9 protein-coding genes, 1 tRNA gene and 2 rRNA genes are annotated in these 16,414 nt (G+C 49.4%); 5 read left to right on the plus strand and 7 right to left on the minus strand.

All coding sequences use genetic code 11. The annotated features are described in order from the left end of the window. Positions 1 to 85 precede the first annotated feature (85 nt). A complete protein-coding gene (locus LGV68_RS17405) occupies positions 86 to 874 on the plus strand; it encodes a DUF547 domain-containing protein (RefSeq protein ID WP_143683481.1) in 789 nt (262 codons plus the stop codon). Positions 875 to 985: 111 nt separating this feature from the next. On the opposite strand, the gene rrf (LGV68_RS17410) is transcribed toward LGV68_RS17405, so the two are convergent. The 3 genes from rrf (LGV68_RS17410) to rrf (LGV68_RS17420) form a co-directional block, all read right to left on the minus strand. Then, a 5S ribosomal RNA gene (gene rrf / locus LGV68_RS17410) occupies positions 986 to 1,101 on the minus strand. A 35-nt stretch (positions 1,102 to 1,136) separates the two neighbouring features. Then, positions 1,137 to 1,212 (minus strand) — tRNA-Thr (locus LGV68_RS17415). Between the two features lie 63 nt (positions 1,213 to 1,275). Then, positions 1,276 to 1,391 (minus strand): 5S ribosomal RNA (gene rrf, locus LGV68_RS17420). On the opposite strand from rrf (LGV68_RS17420), the gene LGV68_RS17425 reads away from it, so the two are divergent. The 3 genes from LGV68_RS17425 to pncA all read left to right on the plus strand — a co-directional run bounded on the left by LGV68_RS17425 (position 1,380) and on the right by pncA (position 8,588). Then, complete coding sequence (locus LGV68_RS17425; protein ID WP_252535730.1) at positions 1,380 to 5,690, plus strand: VCBS domain-containing protein; 4,311 nt, start codon at positions 1,380 to 1,382, stop codon at positions 5,688 to 5,690. The genes rrf (LGV68_RS17420) and LGV68_RS17425 overlap by 12 nt on opposite strands. Positions 5,691 to 5,871: 181 nt before the next feature. Further along, entirely contained in the window at positions 5,872 to 7,935 is a 2,064-nt protein-coding gene (gene helD / locus LGV68_RS17430; RefSeq protein WP_252535732.1) for a DNA helicase IV, read from the plus strand. A 29-nt stretch (positions 7,936 to 7,964) separates the two neighbouring features. Then, entirely contained in the window at positions 7,965 to 8,588 is a 624-nt protein-coding gene (gene pncA / locus LGV68_RS17435; protein WP_047462149.1) for a bifunctional nicotinamidase/pyrazinamidase, read from the plus strand. A 30-nt stretch (positions 8,589 to 8,618) separates the two neighbouring features. Here the strand turns inward: pncA and LGV68_RS17440 are convergent, their stop codons facing one another. Together LGV68_RS17440 and torT are read right to left on the minus strand one after the other, a co-directional pair. Further along, positions 8,619 to 9,074 (minus strand): methylglyoxal synthase, encoded by a 456-nt coding sequence (locus LGV68_RS17440; protein ID WP_020433155.1) that lies wholly within the window; start codon positions 9,072 to 9,074, stop codon positions 8,619 to 8,621. 54 nt (positions 9,075 to 9,128) lie between these two features. Further along, complete coding sequence (gene torT, locus LGV68_RS17445; protein WP_252535733.1) at positions 9,129 to 10,139, minus strand: TMAO reductase system periplasmic protein TorT; 1,011 nt, start codon at positions 10,137 to 10,139, stop codon at positions 9,129 to 9,131. 75 nt (positions 10,140 to 10,214) lie between these two features. On the opposite strand from torT, the gene torS reads away from it, so the two are divergent. Beyond that, on the plus strand, positions 10,215 to 13,091 hold the full coding sequence (torS, locus tag LGV68_RS17450; protein ID WP_252535738.1) for a TMAO reductase system sensor histidine kinase/response regulator TorS: 2,877 nt from the start codon (positions 10,215 to 10,217) through the stop codon (positions 13,089 to 13,091). A gap of 92 nt (positions 13,092 to 13,183) precedes the next feature. Here the strand turns inward: torS and pyk are convergent, their stop codons facing one another. After that, on the minus strand, positions 13,184 to 14,647 hold the full coding sequence (gene pyk, locus LGV68_RS17455) for a pyruvate kinase (protein WP_252535741.1): 1,464 nt from the start codon (positions 14,645 to 14,647) through the stop codon (positions 13,184 to 13,186). A 74-nt stretch (positions 14,648 to 14,721) separates the two neighbouring features. Continuing rightward, positions 14,722 to 16,101, minus strand: coding sequence for an MFS transporter (locus LGV68_RS17460; RefSeq protein ID WP_020332452.1), 1,380 nt, complete (start codon positions 16,099 to 16,101; stop codon positions 14,722 to 14,724). Between the last annotated feature and the right edge of the window lie 313 nt (positions 16,102 to 16,414).

A 16,414-nucleotide genomic window follows, 5' to 3' on the forward strand; every position in this document is an offset into this window, starting at 1 on the left:
GCTGCTTCGCAGCCCTTTTTTATCCCTGAAAGAAAGTCCAACATCATCGGGTCTTATCAGCACGATACTAAACCGGTCCAATGTTATGAAACCTCTTATCGCCATTCTGTTATCAACCTTATCTGCCACAAGTTGGGCTGCACCTAAAGCTGAACTTTGGCCTCTTTGGAACAGCAGCTCAGTAACTCAATCGGTATCCATTTCACATCAAGCCTGGCAGCAAATACTTGACCGCTACTTAGTCACACAAGGTGAATACAGCTTGTTCCGTTATTCTGCCGTGAGCAATGAGGATCAGCAGTCTCTCAATCACTACATCGAATATCTTAGCAATATTGACCCTCGCACGTTAACGAAGCCTCAGCAGTATGCCTATTGGGTCAATCTGTATAATGCAACAACGGTGCAGTTGATCATGGCGAATTACCCGGTATCTTCCATCACCAAATTAGGTAGCTGGTTAAGCTTTGGCCCTTGGGATGAAGAGCTGCTTACGATTCAAGGTCAGGCGGTAACATTAAATGATATCGAGCATCGCATTTTACGCCCGATTTGGCGTGACCCTCGGACCCATTATGCGGTGAACTGTGCCAGCTTAGGTTGTCCCAACTTGCAAGGAGAGGCTTTTACAGCAGAGAACCGTGAACGATTATTGGAGCGAGCGGCACGCACGTTTATCAATAGCACGAAAGGCGCACACAAAGAGGGAAATCAGTGGGTCATTTCTTCCATTTACGACTGGTTTAGCGAAGACTTTGGCTCCCAACAAGCACTGATACAGCATTTAGCCACCTACCGCCCCGAACTTGCAGATTATCAAGGCAAGTTGAAATACGAGTATAACTGGCAACTCAATGACCAGAAGAACAAATAGTAAAAAGCCTCGATACAATCGAGGCTTTTTACTTGGATAGAATAGTGTGTGATAACGTTATTAGCTGAAAACGAGAAAGCCCTGACTTTTCAGTCAGGGCTTTAGAATAGAGCCTGGCGATGTCCTACTCTCACATGGGGAAACCCCACACTACCATCGGCGCTACTTCGTTTCACTTCTGAGTTCGGAATGGAATCAGGTGGGTCCAAAGTGCTATGGTCGCCAAACAAATTTTTTGACCGCGTGTCGCGTATCGAATAAATGGTGCTGATACCCAGAATCGAACTGGGGACCTCATCCTTACCAAGGATGCGCTCTACCGACTGAGCCATATCAGCACACGAAATCTTTTGTCCGTGGACTAAAAAAGCCCGTCTGACAACGGGCTCTTAAAATTTAAAGCCTGGCGATGTTCTACTCTCACATGGGGAAACCCCACACTACCATCGACGCTGTTTCGTTTCACTTCTGAGTTCGGAATGGAATCAGGTGGGTCCAAAACGCTATGGTCGCCAAGCAAATTCTTAAAATTCGGAAAGCTGTTTTCGTTCTCACAACAGGTGCGGCAGACGACTCAGCCATCACCGTGGGCTCTGGCGACAGCGCGGCAGAGAGCGTGACCGAAGACGAGAATGTGACGGATGGCAATCTGACCACATCAGGCAGCTTGACCGTGACCGATGCGGATGGCGACGGCGCGTTCAACACCACGCCAACGTTCACAAGCAGCACAGTGGAAGGCGGAGCTCAACTGGGTACGTTGACCATCGATGCGGAAGGCAACTGGACGTACACAGTGGATAACAACAATGCCACTGTCCAAGGTCTGAACGCAGGCGAGACAATCGTGGAAACCTACACGGTTGCGACGGAGGATGGCAAAGATACACAAACCATCACGATCACCATCAATGGTGCGGCAGACGACTCAGCCATCACCGTGGGCTCTGGCGACAGCGCGGCAGAGAGCGTGACCGAAGACGAGAATGTGACGGATGGCAATCTGACCACATCAGGCAGCTTGACCGTGACCGATGCGGATGGCGACGGCGCGTTCAACACCACGCCAACGTTCACAAGCAGCACAGTGGAAGGCGGAGCTCAACTGGGTACGTTGACCATCGATGCGGAAGGCAACTGGACGTACACAGTGGATAACAACAATGCCACTGTCCAAGGTCTGAACGCAGGCGAGACAATCGTGGAAACCTACACGGTTGCGACGGAGGATGGCAAAGATACACAAACCATCACGATCACCATCAATGGTGCGGCAGACGCACCTATAGCCCAAGACGATACATCAACCAGTAACCACTGCTTCTCGGGCAAATATTATGCGTACGACGAGCGGACTGGTGGTTTGGGTAATATGGATTCGGTTGCAGATGCTTTGGCTCTTATCGCTAAAAATCAACCGGACGTGACGTTTGATGTGTCTAACATTGATTACCAGTTAAGCAACGGGAATCAGAATGGTGGGTTAACGTCCAATTCGCAGCTGCAAGATTTCTTAGGTTCTGACGCGAGCTCGATGAAGGGGGCCGTACCGAGCAACACCACAGATGGCGTGATGTTGCTCACTGGTGCGGTTTACTTGGCTGCAGGGACTTATTCACTGAAAGTGAATGCGGACGACGGTTACTTTATTAAAGTCGATGGTCAAGTGGTTGCTCAGTACGACGGCATTCAGTCTACGACTGAGCGTGTTCATGACACTTTTACATTGAGTTCTGATGGTTACCATAACGTTGAAATTGTGTACTGGGATCAAGGTGGCAATGCTGTTCTGGATGTTGCGATTGGACAGTATGAAGATGGCGCTTTGGTCGGTGGCTTCTCTCCACTGCTTGATGCGCCGGTGTTGGGCGATGAGTTATGTATGGTTCAAGACGGAAGTCTGACTATCGATCCTTCAGTCTTGTTGGCAAACGATTCTGACCCTGACGGTGACACATTGGAAATCACGTCGGTCGATTCTCCATCGACGGGCACTGTGACATTGAATGATGATGGCTCTATTAGCTTTAAGCCTGCGCCAGGTTTCGATGGCGACGCCACGTTTACTTATACCGTTAAGGATAGTGATGGGTTGACGGATACTGCTACCGTAACTGTCCACGTTGCGCCTATTTCCGATGGTCTATCGGTAACTGCGTCGCTCAGCAATAGTGACCATTACGTGTCCGATTACATTGAAAGCATTATCGCGAATAACCCAGATGCGGGAACGACTGGTACATCAGGCAACGATATCCTGATTGGAGACGACTCAACCCAACAGATTTTCGGTCATGAAGGTTCGGATATTTTGATTGGTGGCAACGTTACTAACTTAGTGATGTACGGTGACGAGCATGGCAGTGGTGATGATGTGTTGATTTCTACTTCGATAGAAGCCACAACAACATACTATGGCGGTGAAGGAAACGATACGGCTTATTTGAATGCTTCATTGTCGGATCTTGTCTTTATTGCCCAAGGCGACAACCCGCTAGCACCACAGGCAGATTTTACCTTTAAGTATAAAGGGAACGATGCGTATCACGATTTTTACAGCATCGAAACTTTGTACCTCAATGATGGCAAGTACGAAATTCATGATGGTACTCTGACTAAAGTCACTGATTTTCTTGAATTGAACATCGATGTTGATCTTAACGATGCTGATGGCAGCGAAGTGATCACGGAGGTTATTGTATCCGGTGTGCCTGATGGCGTGACGTTGTCTATTGGTGAGGACCTTGGTAACGGCCGCTGGAGTATTCCGGCAAGCGCATTGGATTCTGATGGTAAAGTCACGCTAGTCGTAGAGGCTCCAGCGGGTACTTCTCCAGATCTTTCAGTTACGGTTGGTGCTCAGGAAGTCGATAGCAACGGCCAAGCTGCGGATCTGCCTAAATATGCTTCAACAGACATTGGTACCGTTGGCCTGCCGGATAGCGCACCTAACGGTGATAACACTGTAAATGGTGGCAAAGGCGACGATGTCCTGATGGGCGATATTGGCGGTTATGTTGTCAGCGTTCAGTCTGGTGTGGATTACAACATAGCGCTGGTCATCGATACATCGGGCAGTATGGATGACTCGATCGATGGTGGGTATTACAGCAAATCACGTGTAGATGTCGTTAAAGAAGCGTTGGTGAATCTGGTTGAACAGATCAGTCAACACGACGGAACAATCAACCTTAAGCTTATTGGTTTTGATTACTATATTGATGTGTCTTTTGAAGTCAGTGACTTGCAACCGGACACACAGGGCTACACTGACCTCATCAATCAGATTACGACTCAACTCAATGCGGATGGCGGTACTGATTATTATGTTGCGATGAAAGCTGCGAATGATTGGTTCGATAGCTTAAGCAATGACGGCCAGAATCTGACTTTCTTCCTGACCGATGGTGAGCCTAATAGCAGTACCCTACAAAGCGCTTTGGATGAATTCGCAGAGTTGAGTAGCAAGTCGACAGTCATGGCAATCGGCATTGGTGATAATATTTCGCAAGATACTTTGAAGTTCTTTGATAATACGGACACAACCGGACTAAGCCGCGTTAAGGACTTAGATTCTTCATATCATTTATTTAGGTTCAATAATTCGATTGAAGGGGTACAGCTTAGTGATGATGGAAGTGGTAACGTCTATAGAAGTCAAAGTAAGTTGGTAATGACAGACCCAGATTCATACTACAACGATAATTCGGAACCTGTTGTGTATCGATCGGATGTTAAATATTTATCTGGAAGTAGTTCAGACATCGACTTTGATGTTGAGTTGGCCTATGGAACATTTAGCTGGAAGTTATTTAATGATTCGAATCAGTTGATTTCCTCTGGAGTGTTAACTGGTGACGGCACCGTTTCCATTAAAGACTTGTCTAGTGATGGTTATTATTTCGAGTTCTCTTTTGACGGCGACAGAGGTACTAACGCTGGAGGGGGAAGTAGCTATGCGTGGGCGCGAATTGATGATATCGATGTCACATCGTATACATATGCTCAAGCTGGCGAAGTCCAAATTGTAAATTCAGCCGAGGATCTTCAGGCTGCTCTGCAAGGTGGTAAAACCATCACTGATATTGCGGAGATGGGCAACGATACGGTCAACGGTAACGAAGGTAACGATATCCTGTTTGGCGACTCAATTAATACTGACGAGTTACCATGGGGGCAAGATGGTAACCCAGATAAACCTTCCGACTTAGCCGATGGTGCGGGTTATGACGCTCTGGTGACGTTCCTTGAGTTGCGTGATGGTTCTACACCGTCTCAGATTGATATCTATGAGTTCATCAAAGACAACCATGAACTGTTTAACGTCGCCGGTGATAGTCGTGGTGGTGACGATATCCTAAATGGCGGCGATGGTAATGATATCCTCTATGGCCAAGGTGGTGATGACACACTAAACGGTGGTGCGGGGAATGACATTCTCATCGGCGGATATGGCAACGACATTCTGACGGGTGGTGATGGTGATGATCTGTTTGTCTTCGGTGGTGAAGGTGCTGCCAAAGCTGAAGATCAATTTAAGACCCATATGGACGTGATTACTGACTTCCATTCTGGCGATAAAATTGACTTGTCACAGATGCTGGACGAGACGCCTTACAGTTCGATGGAAGATCTGTTGTCACACATTGAGGTAAAAGTCGACGGAACTGAGCTTGAGCTTAAAATTGAAGGCAATAACTATACTCAATCGATTGTATTGAATAATGGCGCGACCGAATTTGGCATCAGTGATAGCTCTTCAGGTACACAGATAACGAATCTGCTGCACGATATTATCAAGCAAGATAATAACTGATAGACAAAGCCCACCCATTGGTGGGCTTTTTTCTATCCTGATTCCTTCAGAAAATCAGGTTTAACATCTTGTTTAATCGCAGGTTGTGGTTGTTGTCTAATCAAACAATTGACATTAATTTTTCATAGCAATGGTCGTTTAGGTTATTATTGTCCGCAACGAAATCGGCGAGTGATAATCAATGCAGCTAAGTGCGAAAAAGACTGCACAATTTTTTATATCTAACGAATATCATCAAGTTGAGCTTGAAGATGAGCTGGTTGTGCTCTCGTCGCACCTCAGTGAAGAACGTATTCCGTTTAACGTCTGGAATGGGCAGATTAAAATTCATCGCGGGCTCGTTTGGGGCGCGCTTCAATTCTACGCCCACGAAGAACTCGGTGTGCAACGCTCTTGGTTGGTACAGGGATTACCTTGGCCGGAATGTCGCCAGTTTGCGCATAAGCTGGTTGCTATTTATCAGCAATGGCATAACCGTCAATGCGAGCAGCTCAGTCACTACTTACCGAAATGGCAAAATGAACTGATTCATTTGCAGCGTTTACCGTCATTTCTCCCACATTCTTTGGTCGACAATTGGGTGACGTCTGTTTTTGACGATCTTGCAACCATGGGCATGACTCTCGAAGAGGCGCACAAACGCCTGCCGGAGCATATTGAACATCTCTCGCCCTGGCTGCTTGATACCAGTGAATCGCTTTTAGAGCGTAACCACCGCTGGATTGAAAACGAGCGGCTGAACTGGGAAGTGCTGTTCTCCAAACTGGAATCGTCACCGCTCAATGTGTCGCAGCAACAAGCTGTATTGCTCAATGACGATCACAACTTGGTGTTGGCTGGCGCCGGCTCAGGAAAAACCAGCGTATTGACGGCAAGGGTTGCGTATTTGCTGCAAAGCCATCTGGCCAATGCGGAAGACATTTTGTTGGTGGCGTTTGGCCGCGATGCTGCAAAAGAAATGGAGCAGCGCCTGAGCGATAAGATTGGCTTGGCGGCTGAAAAGGCACGCGTTAACACTTTCCATCAATTGGGACTGTATATTCTTAATCAGGTGGAAGAGCAAAGCGTGGTGATTTCCCCGATTGCACTGGACGATAAGCTCAAAAAGGCGTGGTGCATCGATTGGCTCAAACGCCACTGGATGACGCCAACCAACTTCAAACGCTGGCAGAAGCATCTGGCGAAATGGCCGATTGCTTATCTGGCTGGCGACGATGAACTGGGCAGCCATGTCGAAAACCCGAAACTGATTGCGTGGCTGGAAAAACAGTTGGATCAGTTGGCGCAGCTCAGTATCGGTAAGAAAGAGATATTGCAACGGTTGGTTGAATATCCCGATTACGCACGGCTGAACAGCGAACTGTCGCTGACCTGGCCTTGTTATCAGGCCTGGCAGCAAATGCTGAAAGAGAGCAATCAGATCGATTTCAATATCATGATCAGCCGCGCAACGGATTACGTCCGAAAAGGCAAGTTCAATAGTCCGTGGAAGTTCATCATGATTGATGAGTATCAGGATATTTCGCCGCAGCGTTTAGAACTGATTCAGTCTCTTTGTGAGCAGAAACCGGATGCTACCAACTTGTTCGCCGTTGGTGATGACTGGCAGTCGATTTATCAGTTTGCCGGTTCTGATGTCAATCTGACGACGGGGTTTTCTGCGCGTTTCCCACATTCGACGATCCATCATCTCGATACAACATATCGATTTAATGACCAAATTGGCAGCGTTGCCAACCGGTTTGTGCAGGAAAACCCCAGCCAGTTGCCGAAAGAGCTCAACAGCTTCAAAACCCAAAAACAGAAAGCGGTGTATGTAGCGCCAAGCAATCACGTCGAAAAAGTGCTCGATCAACTTAACCGCCAAGCGAGCGGCATGAAAACGGTCCTGCTGCTTGGCCGCAATCACTACCACAAACCAGAATTATTACGTGACTGGCAAAACCATTACCTGTCGCTGCGCATTGAGTTTATGACTTGCCACGCCAGTAAAGGCAAAGAGGCCGACTATGTGATTGTGTTGGCGGTCGATGAGGGACAGTTCCCGGCCAGAGTGAAAAGTTTACATCTCGACGGCGCACTGACCCAGTCTGATGATCGCTTCCCTTATGCAGAAGAGCGTCGCCTGTTTTACGTCGCGATGACTCGTGCGAAAGAGAAAGTATGGATAACGCACAGTGGCAATGGTTCTGCGTTTGTGCAGGAGCTCTTGGCCGGCGACTATCCGGTGGTGAAACAGAAATAACGTACATCTTTATCAAATAAGGACACATGATGAGCAAGACGCTGATTTTAGTTGATGTGCAAAATGATTTTGCGCCGGGTGGGGCATTGGCTGTGCCAGAAGGTGATGTAATTGTCCCTGTGATAAACCGGCTTTTGCCTCACTTTGAACACGTTATCGCGACGAAAGACTGGCACCCAGCCGGGCATGCCAGCTTTGCTTCCGTGCAAGGCAAATCGATTGGTGAAGTGGTGGATCTTAAAGGTGTCAGCCAAATCATGTGGCCGGATCATTGCGTACAGAAAACACCCGGGGCGGAGTTTATTCCCGGTTTGAATACCGACGCGATTGATTACGTGGTTTATAAAGGAACGAATCCGGATATCGACAGTTACAGCGGCTTTTTTGATAACCAACGTCTGCAAAGTACGGGGTTGGAAGATTACCTGAAAGATAAAGGGATTCGTGAAGTCTACATCGTTGGCTTAGCGACAGATTACTGCGTGAAGTTCACGGCACTGGATGCGGCATCACTCGGTTTTCAGACCTCAGTGATTGAAGATGCATGCCGCGGCGTGAATATGTCGCCGCAAGATTCTGAGCAGGCTTTGGCTGCGATGAAAGCGGCAGGCTGCCACGTGATCACTTCCACTGAGTTTCTGGCGCACTGCTAAACAAAAATCCCCTCAATTGAGGGGATTTTCTTATGTGCGGTCAGCCAGGTAAGCTTGGTAATCGGGAATTTCAATGTCGACGTCTTGTGCCATCAGTTCAGAGTTGAACAGGAACTTGGCGGTGGCACGGTTGGTGGCAACCGGAATGTTCCACACACTGGCGATACGCAGCAGCGCTTTGACATCCGGGTCGTGCGGTACCGCGTTGAGTGGATCCCAAAAGAAAATCAGCACATCGATTTTACCTTCAGAAATCAGTGCGCCAATCTGTTGGTCGCCGCCCATCGGACCACTGATCATACTGGTGATCGCCAATCCGGTCTCTTTGCTTAACATGTGACCCGTGGTGCCCGTTGCGTACAACGAATGTTTCTCCAGTTTTTCGCGGTTTTCTTGCACCCAGCGCAGCAGCTCGCCTTTGTAGTTATCGTGAGCAACCAGTGCGACGTGTTTGCTCGCCGCCATTGTGCGCGTTGTTTTTTTCATTGGTTCCATTCCTAATGTTTCTTATCTTGGAGTGTAATAACCAAAAGCGCTTGGCTATTCAACGACTTTTACTTCAAAAGTTGGCCTGAACTCTGATGGAGATAACGATTCAGCAATAATCTGCTCACTCAGCGTTTCTGGGGTCAGTTTGGCGATCTCTGGTGCCGCGTGATGTTGGTACGATTCACCGCGTAAATAGTGCGCGGCCTGACGAACCGATAAGCGTCCTTGTTCGACCATTCTGTCACTTGGAGCGAACGCCACACGGTCTCGCAATAGTCCCCGATAGATGCCGTGACTGAGGTAGGTTGATACCAACTGAATCTGCTGTTGTTTGTTAGCATTTCTGAGTTCGCTGATGGCTGCTTCAATCGCAACGGCGCTGCCGACGATGTAATCAATACCTGGCTGTTCGATCACTTGTTGTACCAGATTGCGTTGCAGCTCTTTGTCGTTATCTGCCCACAGAGTGATGTCGATGCGAATATCGCTGCGCTGAATCGCATCATAAAAACCTTGTACCATGGGTTTCGTACCGCCACGCTGTTCTGGTCCGGGTAGCAATCCGATATGCGTAATTCCACTGCCTTGAGGATGAAGTTTGGCAAGGTAATCGCCAGCATAATACCCCATCCAGTACCAGTCGACGCCCACTTCTCCTTTGAGATGCGAACGCTGAGTATCGTCTAAAATCAGATGGTTGACGGTGGCAAATACGGGCACTTCGCCAGTCAATCGGCTCAAGTCATGCTGGTATAGATTGGGCGATACCGTGCCAAGCAGAATCGCCTGGGCACCCCATTCAATACAGTCTTTGATCTGTTGCTGCTGCTTAAGTTGGTTTGGGTAGCCACCAGCTTCCAGCACTTTGAGTTCGATGTGTTCTCTGCGCGCCTCATCAACCATGCCGTAGTTGATCGACAACCAGTAGGAATCCTTCAGATGCGGATAAAGAGCGCACACTTTAGGTTGCGCAGCCGCTATGCCACTGAAGGCAGAGCAGGCGAGGATCAACAGTGTGTGAAACAAGCGAGAAAAAAACGGATAAAGCATGAGGTTATTCATTGGCGAACAGTGGTAAACACTGCAAAATATAGCCTATTCCCACCCTTTAAAGAAGCGACTTAGCAGGTCAACAATATGCGAATCAGCAAAACCAGCATCGGACGTAAATTATTGTTATCGTTTATCGCGATGGCATTTCTGGTGCTGCTATCCGCAATTATCGGCGTGTTGGGTTTTTCGCAGGTTTCAAAAACCGAACGTCAGGTCGTCAACAGCGCCATTCCGGCCATGCTGGAAGCGCGTCAGGTGGCCGAACTCAGTAATCGCATCATTGGTTCGGTGCAAACGCTCTCTACTGCTACCAATGAAGAGCAGCGTAAGCAGGTTGGTAAAACCCTGTTTGAACAACTCGGCCAGTTGCTTGAACACGTTAAAACCCTGGGCCAGGACTCTTCCGATACTCAGTTGCTGAGCTCGCTGGAAGCGGATGTGCAAAGTGTGATTGATACACTGGGTCTGCTCGGACAAGAAGTTGAACGTAAACTGCAGCTGACGGAAACGCTAAACTACCAGGCGCTCAACATGCGCGCTTCGGCGCAAGAGCTTGAACAGCTCACCCGCACGCAGGTGCTCAACACCAGCACAGTGGCGGTGGCCAATGTCACACATATCTACGATCTGCTAAAGGAAAAACGCACGGCGCAGGTTTATAAGGCGCTCGATACCTTGGTCGAGGTCGATTTGGATTTGTCCGAACGCCTGCACGAATTACATCTGCTGGCCTACAAAGTGCTTAATGAAATTGAAGAGACCCGCACCGTCACGGATATTCAGCGTATCGTCGCGCTTCAGCAGGAATTTGTCACCAATATTGAAGTGATGCAGCGCCGCGTCCAGGCGGTTGAAGATCCAACCCGTTCCAAACAGATGACTCTGCTGCTCACTCAATTGGAACAGCAGCAGACTCTGTTTGATGATTTGATCGCACGCCATAACAGTACGTTGCGCGCGCAGGATCTCGCCACTCAATCGCTGGACCAGTTCGCCTCTTTGAACCAGCGGGTCAACCAGTTGGTGGATACGTCTAACCAGTCGGCCACTGCCGCGGTGTATGAACTGTCGCGGACATTAAGTCTGGCGCAATGGACGTTGTCAGTTCTGAGCTTAGTTGGTCTGATCGCCACGACGATCATTGTCTGGCGCGTGGTGTATCAATCGGTGGTTAAACGCTTGGCGCGGCATACATCAGCACTGCTTTCGGTCGCAAAAGGACAATTACAAGTCGAAGTGGAAACGCAAGGCCATGATGAGCTGGCGGAAATGGGCCGCGCGATTGCGACGGCTCGTGACACCGCAAAAGCGCTGAAAGTTGTCGCGGAAAGCGAAGTTAAGGCCAAGCGAGAGCTGCAAGAGCACAAGGCGCATCTGGAAGATGTGGTTGAAGAGCGCACCTTACAGCTACGCGAAACGAACCAAAAGCTCAATCAGGAAGTACTCAACCATGCCAAAGCGCGTCTGGATGCAGAGCAGGCAAGTCGCGCTAAATCGGTATTCCTCGCCACCATGAGCCATGAAATTCGCACCCCGATGAACGGAGTATTGGGTACCGCGCATCTGCTGCAAGATACTCCGCTGTCCGACACGCAGCGTCATTATGTCAACGTGATTGACCGCAGCGGACAGAACTTATTGGCCATTCTTAACGATGTTTTGGATTACTCAAAAATCGAAGCCGGACATTTACAGATTCGCCATGCCAGCTTTAATTTGCGTCACATGCTGCGCTGCGTGTATCAGCTGATGGAAAGCCGGGCGAAGGAAAAAGGTTTAGCTCTCAACCTGCACATTGATTCGGATTTGGCGGATTACTGGAAAGGGGATGAAACCCGTCTACAACAAGTTCTGAACAATTTAGTGAGCAATGCGATTAAGTTCACGCCGCAAGGGCATGTTGACCTGGCGGTTTATCCTGACCCGAATGACGAGTGCGCCGTGCTGTTTGAAGTGTGCGATACGGGTATTGGCATCAGTGCTGCCGATCAGCAAACCCTGTTTGACGCCTTCACTCAGGCGGAGGCTGGGCTTGCAACTCAAGGCGGAACAGGGCTCGGTTTGGCCATCAGTTCTCGCTTGGTGGAAGCAATGCAAGGTGAACTGCAGGTTGAATCGAGCCTCAATGAAGGTAGTCGCTTTTACTTCTCTCTGCCTTTGGAACTCGTAGACGCGGTAACGGAACCTGCGGAGGTGCCGCTGACCAATACGTCATCAGTCAAGGTGTTGGTGGTCGAAGATAACGACGTTAACCAGTTGGTGGCGGAAGGTTTTCTTAATAGCCTGGGCCATCAAGTGGTGATCGCCGCCAATGCTAAACAAGCGTTGAGCGTGTTTGCCCAGCAGCGGTTCGATATTGCGCTGCTTGATATCAATCTGCCGGACGGAGATGGCGTGAGCCTGATGAATCAGCTCAGAGCACTGGAACAGCAGCAAGGGCAAACACCGATACCGATGGTGGCGGTGTCGGCTCACGTATTTAATGAAGAAGTGAACCATTATCTCGCTTCCGGTTTTGACGGTTATCTGCCCAAACCGCTGGTGAAGTCAGAATTGGCACGCATGCTGGTGCAACAACTGAGGCTGAGCGATACACCGCACAAGGCGACAAACAGCCAGTCTCATCAGGACAATATTCTCAATACTGCGCAATTGCATGACGATATTGAGGTACTTGGCATGGAGAAAATGGCCGAAATCGTCCGCTATTTCCGACAAGGCGCGCAGCACACATCGATGCAGTTTGCTGACCAAACGCTCAGCGAAGAGGCGATCAAGCAGGCTGCCCATAAACTCAAAGGATCGGCCGGAAGCTTGGGCTTAATACAATTGATGAAATTGTGTGAGGAGGTGGAGCGCGCTGCATCGCCACGCCAACGAGCGAGTGAGAAGCTGGATGAAATTCAGCAAACGATAGACGCTTCGCTCGCTGCACTAGAGGCAGAAATTAACTGGTCATAAAAAGGGCCTGCGACAAGCGCAGGCCAAAACCCTGTGGAGCAGGGGAGGGTGTGGTCACTATGTGAACCAGCTAGTGCGGTAAACCCTACAATTTAAGCCGCTAAATCTTTGGGAGTGGTGAGGCTCAGCAGGCGGCAGACATTCACGCTGCCGACCCCTTCAACGGATTCCAGTTGCGTCAGCAAAATAGACGAAATCTGCTTCTGCTCGGCTTGAGGCCGCAATACATTGAGCAATTGTTGTGATAGCTGGTCGGCATTTGGGGTGATGTTTGGCAAATAAATCGGCGTGACACCACGCAGCAGAGCCAGTTTGTTCAGTAGCTCAGGCTTATCTGAAATAGCCCAAATGGTTGCCTGACTTTGGCAACGAGACATCAAAAGCGGTGTTTCACCCTTTTGAGTGATGATGGCTACGCCAAGATCTTTGTGTACTTTTGAGGCGGAAATCATCGATGAAAGAGCAAAACTTTTACCCGCATCGCTGCACAGATGATGCAGCTTGTCCCAGCAGTCCTGAGCACAAGACACTTCGTTCTCAACGCCCGTCGCAATGCGAACCATGGCCTGAACCGCTTCGACCGGATACTGGCCTGCCGCCGATTCTGCCGACAACATTACCGCGTCTGTACCATCCAGAATGGCGTTGGCAACATCCAGCACTTCTGCGCGCGTTGGCAGAGGGTTTTCAATCATCGATTCCATCATTTGTGTTGCGGTGATCACTGGCTTGCCGTGATGTTTGGTGCGGGCAATCAAGGCTTTTTGCACACTTGGCAAACGTGCGTCGCCAATCTCGACCCCAAGGTCGCCACGCGCAACCATAATGACGTCGGAAGCCTGAATGATGTCATCCATGGCTTCGAGGCTGCTGACCACTTCAGCGCGCTCAACTTTGGCAACAATTTGTGCAAAGCAGCCGGCGTCTTGAGCTAACTTGCGGGCGTACTCAATATCCTGACCATTACGAGGGAAGGAGATCGCGAGAAAATCGGCATTCAGTTTGGCGGCGGTGATGATGTCCTGTTTATCTTTGTCCGTCAGTGCTGGTGCAGACAGGCCACCGCCCAGCAGGTTGATGCCTTTACGGTTAGAAAGTTTGCCACTGTTGAGCACTTTGGTGGTGACCTGTTGTTCGGCTTGATTGACGTCCAACACTTCCAGTTGAATGCGTCCATCATCGAGCAGCAGGATGTTGCCTGGCGTTAAGTCGGCAATCAGCTGTGGGTAATCGAGTCCGACACGTTGCTGATTGCCAGCTTGTTGACCCAATCGACCGTCCAATATGAAGGTATCGCCAGCGGTGAGTTGTACCACATCATTTTCAAAGCAGGAGATGCGGATTTTGGGACCCTGAAGATCAACCAGCACTCCGACACTGACATTCAACGTTCGGGCAATGTCTCGCACCAGTTCAGCGCGGGCAATGTGTTCTTCTGCGCTGCCGTGTGAAAAGTTCAGGCGCACGACATTGACGCCGGATTGAATAAGTTGAGTCAGCTTTTCACGACTCTGACTGGCAGGGCCTAGCGTAGCCACAATTTTGGTTTTACACATCTGTAATTCCTAATAACGACGAAACAAAATACAAAAATGAAGAGCAGGAGCCGAAGCCCCTGCAAGATCAATAATTAAGAAGCGGTGCTGGTTTGCAGCTTTTTGCCTTCAACGTCGTCGATATCGACCACTTTCTTCGCATTCCAAACGGTGAGAGCAAGCAGAACAGAGACAATACTTGCGGCCAGCCAGAAGTACTGCGCGCTGCTGAAGTCGTACTTTGATACGCCATCCACTTCAGTGATTTTGATCAGCGACGCTGAAATCAGTTCTTGCGCAGAAGCGGCGATGTATGAACACAGGCCAATCAGTCCTTTTACTGCGCCCACTGCGTTTTTCGGCATCAGGTCACACGCCATCAGGCCCGCAAGGAAGACAACCAGACCACCGATAGAGAAACCGATCATGCTGAGTGCGGCTGCATCAACGAAGCGGTTGTCCGGGCCGAAGAACATCAGGCACATACCCGCCACGTTAGCCAGTCCGTACATCAGGTTAGGAATATTACGGTTACCTTTGAAGACTTTGTCAGACAGGATACCGGACAAAATTGCGCCCGCCAGACCAGCCGTTGGGTACATGGACATCGCAAAGCCAGCGTCAATCAGTGAGTAACCTTTAGACTCTTGCAGATAGAGAACCGCCCATGAAGACATCGCGTAGCGAGAGATGTACATCGCAGCACAAGCGAAAGCAATCAGCCACACCACCGGCTGTTTGAGAATGAACATCTGCGCGCGGCGAGTTTCTTTCGGATCAGAAGCTTTTTTGATCTCTGCTTCTTCACCAAATGCCGACGCCGGATCTGGCAGGCCGTAAGTTTGAGGGCGGTCTTTCAACAGCTTCAACATAATTAGCGCTGCAACTACTGCTGCGATACCCGCGCCGATGAAACCTGCACGCCAACCGAAGTAGCTCACCAGAGAAGCTGTCAGAATCCAGGTAATACCTTCGCCGATGTTCCGTGAACCACCCCAGATAGAGTAACGGCTACCACGCTGTGACGGCGAAAACCATTGGAACAGGGATACACAAGAAGGTGCGGAGCCGACAGATTGGAACCAACCGTTCAAGCCCCAAAGCAGAACGAAGAAGAAGCCGACGGTATTCATCCCCATGAAAACGGCGGTAACACCGGAGAACATCAAAGAGATCGACATGAAACGGCCGATGTTCGCATAGTCGGATAAGAAGCCGTTGAGGAACTTACCGAATGCGTAGGTAAAGAAGAACGCAGAACCCATGATACCCAGTTCTTCGATGGTGACGATGCCTGCATCCAGCATCGGCTTCTTCACCACGCCAAGGCTCATACGCACGACGTAGAACACAGCATAACCAAAGATCAGGCCAGAGAAGACCTGCCATTGAAAACTTTTGTAGCGTTTTTGCATCTCCGCGCTGGAGCTGTCCGATAACGGCAGATCCGGGCGGGTTTTAAAGAAGTTGAACATAAATGCTCTCCATAAGTAACAACAATAAAGCGGATTACGTGTTTCGGGAGCATCATTGGTGAATTACGCACAAGGCACAAAATGGCGGATTTGGGGCAAAACTGACTCAACTGACGTACTCAGGCGGGTCAAAAGTGGGAAGTTGACGAGGGGCAATGCGCCAAATATTGATAAAATTCATAATGTGGATGCGTCAGAGTTGACTCACTCTCTGAACAAACAAATTTTGATGAATTGACGGGTATTTGATTGAACGCACAAAACATAGGGATTTATCGCTTCGTCCGAGGGATTCGAAGTGGGTTGAGGCTGC

Origin of the sequence: Vibrio sp. LQ2 (assembly GCF_023920125.1) — a bacterium.
Taxonomy (GTDB): domain Bacteria; phylum Pseudomonadota; class Gammaproteobacteria; order Enterobacterales; family Vibrionaceae; genus Vibrio; species Vibrio fluvialis.

What these genes read in the sequence shown, in the direction of transcription:
- LGV68_RS17405 (WP_143683481.1), top strand. Translation starts at nt 86, where the DNA reads ATGAAACCTCTTATCGCCATTCTGTTATCAACCTTATCTGCCACAAGT.
- LGV68_RS17425 (WP_252535730.1), top strand. Translation starts at nt 1,380, where the DNA reads ATGGTCGCCAAGCAAATTCTTAAAATTCGGAAAGCTGTTTTCGTTCTC.
- helD (WP_252535732.1), top strand. Translation starts at nt 5,872, where the DNA reads ATGCAGCTAAGTGCGAAAAAGACTGCACAATTTTTTATATCTAACGAA.
- pncA (WP_047462149.1), top strand. Translation starts at nt 7,965, where the DNA reads ATGAGCAAGACGCTGATTTTAGTTGATGTGCAAAATGATTTTGCGCCG.
- LGV68_RS17440 (WP_020433155.1), bottom strand. Translation starts at nt 9,074, where the DNA reads ATGAAAAAAACAACGCGCACAATGGCGGCGAGCAAACACGTCGCACTG.
- torT (WP_252535733.1), bottom strand. Translation starts at nt 10,139, where the DNA reads ATGAATAACCTCATGCTTTATCCGTTTTTTTCTCGCTTGTTTCACACA.
- torS (WP_252535738.1), top strand. Translation starts at nt 10,215, where the DNA reads ATGCGAATCAGCAAAACCAGCATCGGACGTAAATTATTGTTATCGTTT.
- pyk (WP_252535741.1), bottom strand. Translation starts at nt 14,647, where the DNA reads ATGTGTAAAACCAAAATTGTGGCTACGCTAGGCCCTGCCAGTCAGAGT.
- LGV68_RS17460 (WP_020332452.1), bottom strand. Translation starts at nt 16,101, where the DNA reads ATGTTCAACTTCTTTAAAACCCGCCCGGATCTGCCGTTATCGGACAGC.